Origin of the sequence: Wenyingzhuangia sp., assembly GCF_039768515.1 — a bacterium.
Lineage (GTDB): Bacteria > Bacteroidota > Bacteroidia > Flavobacteriales > Flavobacteriaceae > Wenyingzhuangia.
On record NZ_JBDNAI010000024.1, the window covers coordinates 1 to 6,972 of the forward strand.

Consider the following 6,972-nt stretch of genomic DNA (forward strand, 5'->3'; position numbering starts at 1 on the left):
GCCATTAGAATTGCGGAAAGAAAACCTTATTTGTACTCCTAGCTCACTACCAAAAACTTCGTAGCCTTGAGCAACAAACCAGTTGTTTTGAGAAAGCACATAGGAATCAGTTGTGATGCGAAATGTTGGCGTACCCGTATTCAAATTGAATCCGAAATTTTCTCCTGTAATTTCAGTTTCTACACCATTTATTGTTATGGTTGTGGTAAATGAAGAAGCCAATTCGGAATTTACCAATTCAAGAGTACTGGTTGCTCCATCGCTAGAGGTACCTATTGCTTGGTAATAATTATCCTCAAAATCATTAAATTTAAGGTCTGTAAACGTTAAAACGCGAAATGTTTGGTACTCTGGTAATGTGAGTTCAGCAACAGGCGAACTCCCTGGATCATCTAGGGTTTTAACCATTTGGCTTTGTGCTTGTAGGGGGGTGAGTAAGCCAATGCCTAGCATCAGTAGAATGGTAAAAAATAAGTGTAATTTTTCATAAAACAATGATTTTGGTTTGTAATAATTATCAAATATATAAAAAACTACTCTTATATTGTGATTTGTGTAATTTAAATTGCAATTATTTTTTGATATACTAAAAAAAGAAGTACTGCTTGAGGAATGTGTAATCGGTAAGTGCTGAAGAGCCATCTGATCTATATTTGACTTGCTGCTAGCTTAGCATATCCTCTAAAAAACATTTATTGTCAGTGTATTTTTTATTACCTTGGTGTTGTTATCGATTAAAAAAAAGTTATGATTTCACAAAAAATAAAAATATTTGTTCTGCTCTTTGGGTTTGTCCTGTCAATATTTTCACTCTCTGCACAAGACGTAGTGCCCAACAATCAAAATGATTTTAATCCTGTATTGAACAGACAAAGTTCGCCTAACAGGGCATCTTTAGGAATTCCAGGAAATCAATACTGGCAAAACCAAGCAGATTATACGATTGAGGCCACACTAGAGGAAGAAAAAAATACGATTACAGGAACGTTGACGCTTCGCTATCACAATCATAGTCCCTATGACCTAAAGTACATATGGATGTATGTAGAGCAAAACAGATTTACAGAAACCTCTAGAGGAACCTTAACAACGCCCATCAACGGCAATCGCTATTCTGGAGACCTCACCGGTGGATGTAAGATATCAAACCTTGTAGCCAAAGCAACCAAAAGAAGCAAACCTTCTTCTAAGCATATCATTACAGACACCAGAATGCAAGTGTTTTTTGAGGAAGCCATACCTGCTAGAAAAGGGATAGCTACGGTAAGTATGGATTTTACGTATACCATACCCGAAGCAGGAATGGATAGGATGGGAAGACTAGAAACTGAAAATGGAACTGTGTATTCTATGGCACAATGGTATCCAAGAGTTGCTGTTTTAGATGACATAAAAGGATGGAACATAGCGCCGTATTTAGGAGCAGGGGAGTTTTATCTAGATTACGGTGATTATGATTATAAAATAACAGTTCCTTACGATCATGTGGTGGTGGGTTCTGGAGCCTTGGTCAACAGCAAAGAAGTACTAACGGCTACAGAAATCAATCGATTGGAGAAAGCCTCTAAAAGTGATGAAAGCGTGTATATCATCAACCCAGACGAAGTCAATCAAATTTCAAAAACCAGACCCCGTCAGCGTGGAACTTTAACCTGGCATTTTAAAATGGAAAACACCAGAGATGTTGCTTTTGCTTCTTCCAAAGCATTTGTTTGGGATGCAGCTAGAATAAACCTTCCTAGTGGAAAAGCGTGTTTGGCACAATCTGTTTATCCGAAAGAAGTAGGAAGTCAATCGGCTTGGGGTCGATCTACAGCGTATACCAAAGCATCTGTTGAACATTATTCTTCAAAATGGTTTGAATATCCTTATCCAAATGCTGTAAATGTTGCTTCAAATGTAGGAGGAATGGAGTACCCAGGGGTTAGTTTCTGTAGTGCCCAAAGTGAAGGTGCGCGTTTGTGGGGAGTCACCGATCACGAATTTGGTCACAATTGGTTTCCAATGATTGTGGGGTCAAACGAACGATTGTATCCTTGGATGGATGAAGGATTCAATACCTTTATCAATTATTACAGTTCAAAAGCATTCAACGATGGAGAGTATCCCAATCATTTGATTCAAGGAAGAAAGCGTTTGCATGCTTACGTATCAAAAAACAGAGAAGGGATAGATACTTATCCAGATATTGTAAGTACACGAAATTTAGGAAATACAGCTTATGGAAAACCGGGCTTAGGAATGATCATGTTGCGAGAATATATTTTAGGACCAGAGCGTTTTGATTTTGCGTTTAGGTCTTATATTAAAGACTGGGCTTACAAACACCCACAGCCTTCAGATTTTTTCAATGCGATAGAAAATGGAGCAGGAGAGGACCTCAATTGGTTTTGGAAGGGATGGTTTTATGGAACAGGAAATATTGATTTGGCCATTTCTTACGTACAGCCATACGAAGGTAATTATGTAGTGGTGTTAGAAAACAAAGGAGATTTTCCAATGCCAGTACATCTTAGAGTAACTTATGAAGATGGGACCATAGAAGAGAAAAAGGTGCCTGTAGAAATATGGCAAAGAGGTGATCGCTGGAATTATGTGTTGAAAACAGATAAGACCTTGAAGTCTATTGAAATAGATCCTCATAAAATCATACCAGACATCAATAGCTCAAATGACAAATGGCCAAGTGATCTTTATGAAGAGTAAAAAAAAAGGTTTCAGAAGTTTCTGAAACCTTTTTTTATGGGTCTATCTTTGACCAAAAATAGCACTACCTACCCTTACCATGGTGCTACCTTCTTCAATAGCGATTTGGTAATCACCACTCATTCCCATAGAAACCGTTGTGAATTGCGGTTGATGTGGTTTTAATTGCTCGTAGAGCGCTTTTAATTTTCTAAATTCGTTTCTGATTTGTAGCTCATCTGCAACAAAACTAGCCATTCCCATGAGACCTACTATTTTAATGTTTTCCATATTTTTGTAGGTTTCATTAGCTAAAATAGAAGTGATTTCATCTTGAGTCAATCCAAATTTAGTTGCTTCATTTGCTATTTTAAATTGTAGAAGACAATGGATTACACGGTTATGTTTTTTAGCTTGTTTGTTGATTTCTTTTAATGTAGAAAAACGATCTACACCATGAATCAAATCAACAAAATGAGCCATGTACTTGACTTTGTTGCTTTGCAAATGTCCAATCATATGCCATGAAATGTCCTTTGGCAGTTCCTCGTGCTTGGTGACCATTTCTTGAACTTTGTTTTCACCAAAAACTCTTTGACCGGCAAGATATGCGTCTTGAATAGCTGAAACGGGTTTGGTTTTAGAAACAGCAACTAGGGTAACTTGCGTTGGGATGTTTTGCTTGATAGCACTTAGATTGTTGGCAATACTCATGGCTTAGGTTTTAGTCGTTGTGTAAAAATAAAAAATCCCCATGGACTTTTATGTTCATGGGGATTGAATTCTTTATCAATGAATTACTTCAAAATAGAAATAATTTGTGAAGCCAATTCTGTACCAATACGATCTTGTGCCTCTAATGTAGCAGCACCGATATGAGGAGTCAATGAAATGTTAGGATTCATCAATACTTTTAAAGCAGGCTTTGGCTCGCTTTCAAAAACATCTAAAGCCGCTTTTGCGATTTCTCCATTTTCTATTGCCTCTAACAAAGCAACTTCATCGATTACACCACCACGAGCAGCATTGATGATGATTGCTGTATTTTTCATGATTTTAAACTCTGGAGTACTGATCACGTATCCATCTTGTGCAGGTACATGTAAGGTAACAAAGTCTGCATTTTTCAATACTTCTTCTTTCGTTGTCGTATGGATGGTAAAGTTTACCTTTTGCCCATCAAAAAACTCTAGATCTAAATCTACTTTTTCAAAGAAAGGATCAAAAGCGATAACTTTCATTCCTAGTCCTAAAGCTATTTTCGCTGTGGCTTGACCAATACGTCCAAAACCAATAACTCCTAATGTTTGTCCTTTCAACTCAACACCTTTAGCATAGCTTTTCTTTAAAACTCCAAATTTTGAATCTCCCTCTAATGGCATGTTTCGATTTGCGTCTTGTAAAAAACGTACCAAACCAAACAAGTGAGCAAAAACCAATTCTCCAACAGAATGAGAAGAAGCAGCAGGCGTATTGATTACGTGTAACCCTTTGTCTTTTGCGTATTGAACGTCAATATTATCCATTCCAACACCACCACGACCAATGATTTTGATAGATGGACAAGCATCAATCAATTCTTGTCTTACAGTTGTTGCAGATCTTACTAAGATCACGTCAATATTATTTTCGTTGATGTAGTTTTCTAATTGATCTTGAGCAACTGTGTTTAAAATCACTTCAAATCCTGCTTTTTCTAAGGCAACTACCCCAGATTGTGCTAAACCGTCGTTTGCTAAAACTTTCATTTAATTATTGTTTTTTGCTTAAGTATTAAGCGTTAAAATTTTTTCATTATGTTTATCAATGCTTGTACGCTTTCTTTCGGCATTGCATTGTAGATTGAGGCTCTAAACCCACCAACTGAACGGTGACCTTTTACGTTGCTAATTCCTGCTGCGGTACAAGCGTCTAAAAATTCAGCATCTCTAGAAGTATCATTTAATAAGAATACAACATTCATGAGTGATCTGTCTTCTTTGGCAACATGATTGACAAAAGAAGGATTGTTGTCAATTTCTTGGTACAACATGGCTGCTTTTTCTTCATTGGCCTTAGCAATTACTTTTAGACCTCCTTGCGCTTTCATGTATTCTAAATTCAACATAGACACATAGATTGCAAACACAGGAGGGGTGTTAAACATGCTTTCTCCTTTGATTTGTACTTGGTAATCTAACATTGATGGAATGGCTCTACCGGTGTTTCCGAGAATGTCTTTCTTTACAATAACCAAAGTAGCACCAGCTGGACCAAGATTCTTTTGAGCTCCAGCATAAATAATTCCAAACTTAGACACGTCTACAGGTTTAGAAAAAATATCAGAAGACATATCTGCTACTAGCGGTGCTTCTGTTTCTGGGTAAGCTTGAAACTGAGTTCCGAAAATGGTATTGTTTGAGGTAAAGTGTACCAAATCTACGTCAGTAGGAATTTCGTATCCTTTAGGGATGTAATTGTGGTTGGTGTCTGCCGAAGAAGCAACTTCTATAACTTCTCCAAAGTTTTTAGCTTCTTTGGCAGCTTTTGTACTCCAAGACCCCGTATTGATGTAGGCTGCTTTTCCACCATCATTTTTGATTAGGTTGATGGCAGACATTAAAAATTGAGTTGAAGCACCTCCTTGTAAAAATAGGACTTCGTGAGTACTTGGAACCTCTAAAATTTCTTTGACCAATGCAACAGCTTTGTTGTAAACTGCAACAAACTCTTTACTACGGTGGGATATTTCAATTAATGATAAACCTGTATTGTCAAAGTCTAGAATAGCTTGACTAGCTTTTTCAAATACTTCTTGAGGTAAAATGGAAGGACCTGCGCTAAAATTATGTTTTTTCATTATTTTTATAGTTAAGTTTTGAATCGTCAAATTTACAAAATCTAGATTCTTTAACTTTAAGATTGAGGATTTATTTTTAACGTTTTTTATATTGACATCAAAAATTTAATGGTGTCAATATTATCTGCATAATTCCATAATTTTGGAAGTTGAGTTTGACCAAATTTTATGCTATCCTCAATACTTAACTCTGTGGTGATGCATTGAATATGATCGGACTCCTCAGCGAGTTTGCGCTTAAGGGTTTCTAAATCTTCGTAAAATTCATAAAAAAGGCTTGCAATTGGTGAAGCATAACTTTGATCTTCCTTTAACATTAAAAATCCATTCTCTTTGATGTCAAAAAGACTCATCAAATATACTGCTTTGTTGTAGTCGTAGTTGTTTGCGTATTTGGTGTATTTGATGATGTCTCTGTATTTGAATACTGCTTTAAATAACACATCAAAATCGTAGTTTTTTGGAACAAATATTTTAGAAACACTCCTGCAACCCAAACCGTAGTACCTAAAAACATCTTCTGCAAGGGCTTCTAATTGTTCGTGACTCTCTTGACCACTTAGCACTGCAATAGAATTTCTGTTCTTTCTTATGATGTTTGGGTGTTTTCCGAAGTAATAATCAAAGTAACGTGCCGTATTGTTACTACCTGTTGCAATTACAGCATCGTAGTCTTTTAACTTTTCCTCTGTAAAAGTAAAACTACCTTTAAAACAGGGTTCAAGATGTTCTAAATACTTTGCAATCAATGGGATAAAGTATTTGTCGTTTGATGATAACTTTGCCAAAACATGATGACCTGTTATGGCCACACATAAAAAATCATGAAACCCAACCAAAGGAATGTTACCTGCCATTATCACAGCAATGGTTTTTTTATTTTGATCATGAAGTTGATAAGCTTGAAGCCAAGTAGAAATTTGATCTTCACTCAAAGCAAATGACCAGTTTTCAAAAGCAAACAAAACATTGTCTTTTGTAAACCAGCTATTGTATTCCTCAGCCCTGTTGATTTGTGTCTTAAACACTTCAAAAAACAAATCATTAAAAGGAATATCTTCTTTTTTGTCAATGCCTTGGCTAGTAAATTGCGAAAGGAAGCGTCCTAGAGCAACAAATGCTTTTTTTCTCTTATCTAAACTCATTATAAGTTACTTTGTGGGTTTTCTGTGAATATAAAATATACTATTTTTGTGGCACAAATTTAAAGAAAAAAGTACGATGGCAATTATAATAACAGATGAATGTATCAATTGTGGGGCTTGTGAACCAGAATGTCCAAATAATGCTATATATGAAGGCGCTGAAGAGTGGAAGTATGCTGAAGGAACTTCCTTAGAAGGAGATTTTGTGCTTCCAAATGGAAACACTGGAAATGCTGACGAGGATCAAGAGCCAATTTCTGACGAAGTTTATTATATTGTGCCAGACAAGTGTACAGAATGTAA

The 6,972-nt window shown here is 36.3% G+C and carries 7 protein-coding genes; 2 read left to right on the plus strand and 5 right to left on the minus strand.

Annotation, left to right across the window (positions count from 1 at the left end):
• On the minus strand, positions 1-408 hold a 408-nt coding region (locus tag ABF281_RS01880), incomplete at its 3' end, for a hypothetical protein (RefSeq protein ID WP_347180007.1).
• Positions 409-747: 339 nt separating this feature from the next.
• On the opposite strand from ABF281_RS01880, the gene ABF281_RS01885 reads away from it, so the two are divergent.
• The gene (locus ABF281_RS01885; protein ID WP_347180008.1) at positions 748-2,706 is read left to right on the plus strand and encodes a M1 family metallopeptidase; all 1,959 of its coding nucleotides are present in this window, start codon (positions 748-750) and stop codon (positions 2,704-2,706) included.
• A gap of 42 nt (positions 2,707-2,748) precedes the next feature.
• Here ABF281_RS01885 and ABF281_RS01890 read toward each other — a convergent pair whose 3' ends face one another.
• From ABF281_RS01890 to ABF281_RS01905, 4 genes are all read right to left on the minus strand, one after another.
• Positions 2,749-3,399: a YggS family pyridoxal phosphate-dependent enzyme gene (locus ABF281_RS01890; RefSeq protein WP_347180009.1), complete on the minus strand. Its 651-nt coding sequence runs from the start codon at positions 3,397-3,399 to the stop codon at positions 2,749-2,751.
• 83 nt (positions 3,400-3,482) lie between these two features.
• Positions 3,483-4,433 carry a D-2-hydroxyacid dehydrogenase gene (locus tag ABF281_RS01895; protein WP_347180010.1) on the minus strand — a complete coding sequence of 317 codons (951 nt, stop codon included), beginning with the start codon at positions 4,431-4,433 and terminating at the stop codon, positions 3,483-3,485.
• A gap of 32 nt (positions 4,434-4,465) precedes the next feature.
• Complete coding sequence (serC, locus tag ABF281_RS01900; RefSeq protein WP_347180011.1) at positions 4,466-5,524, minus strand: 3-phosphoserine/phosphohydroxythreonine transaminase; 1,059 nt, start codon at positions 5,522-5,524, stop codon at positions 4,466-4,468.
• An 86-nt stretch (positions 5,525-5,610) separates the two neighbouring features.
• Complete coding sequence (locus tag ABF281_RS01905) at positions 5,611-6,669, minus strand: acyl-CoA reductase (protein ID WP_347180012.1); 1,059 nt, start codon at positions 6,667-6,669, stop codon at positions 5,611-5,613.
• A 76-nt stretch (positions 6,670-6,745) separates the two neighbouring features.
• On the opposite strand from ABF281_RS01905, the gene ABF281_RS01910 reads away from it, so the two are divergent.
• Positions 6,746-6,972, plus strand: a 227-nt coding sequence (locus tag ABF281_RS01910) for a 4Fe-4S binding protein (protein ID WP_347180013.1), incomplete at its 3' end; no start/stop codon positions are given.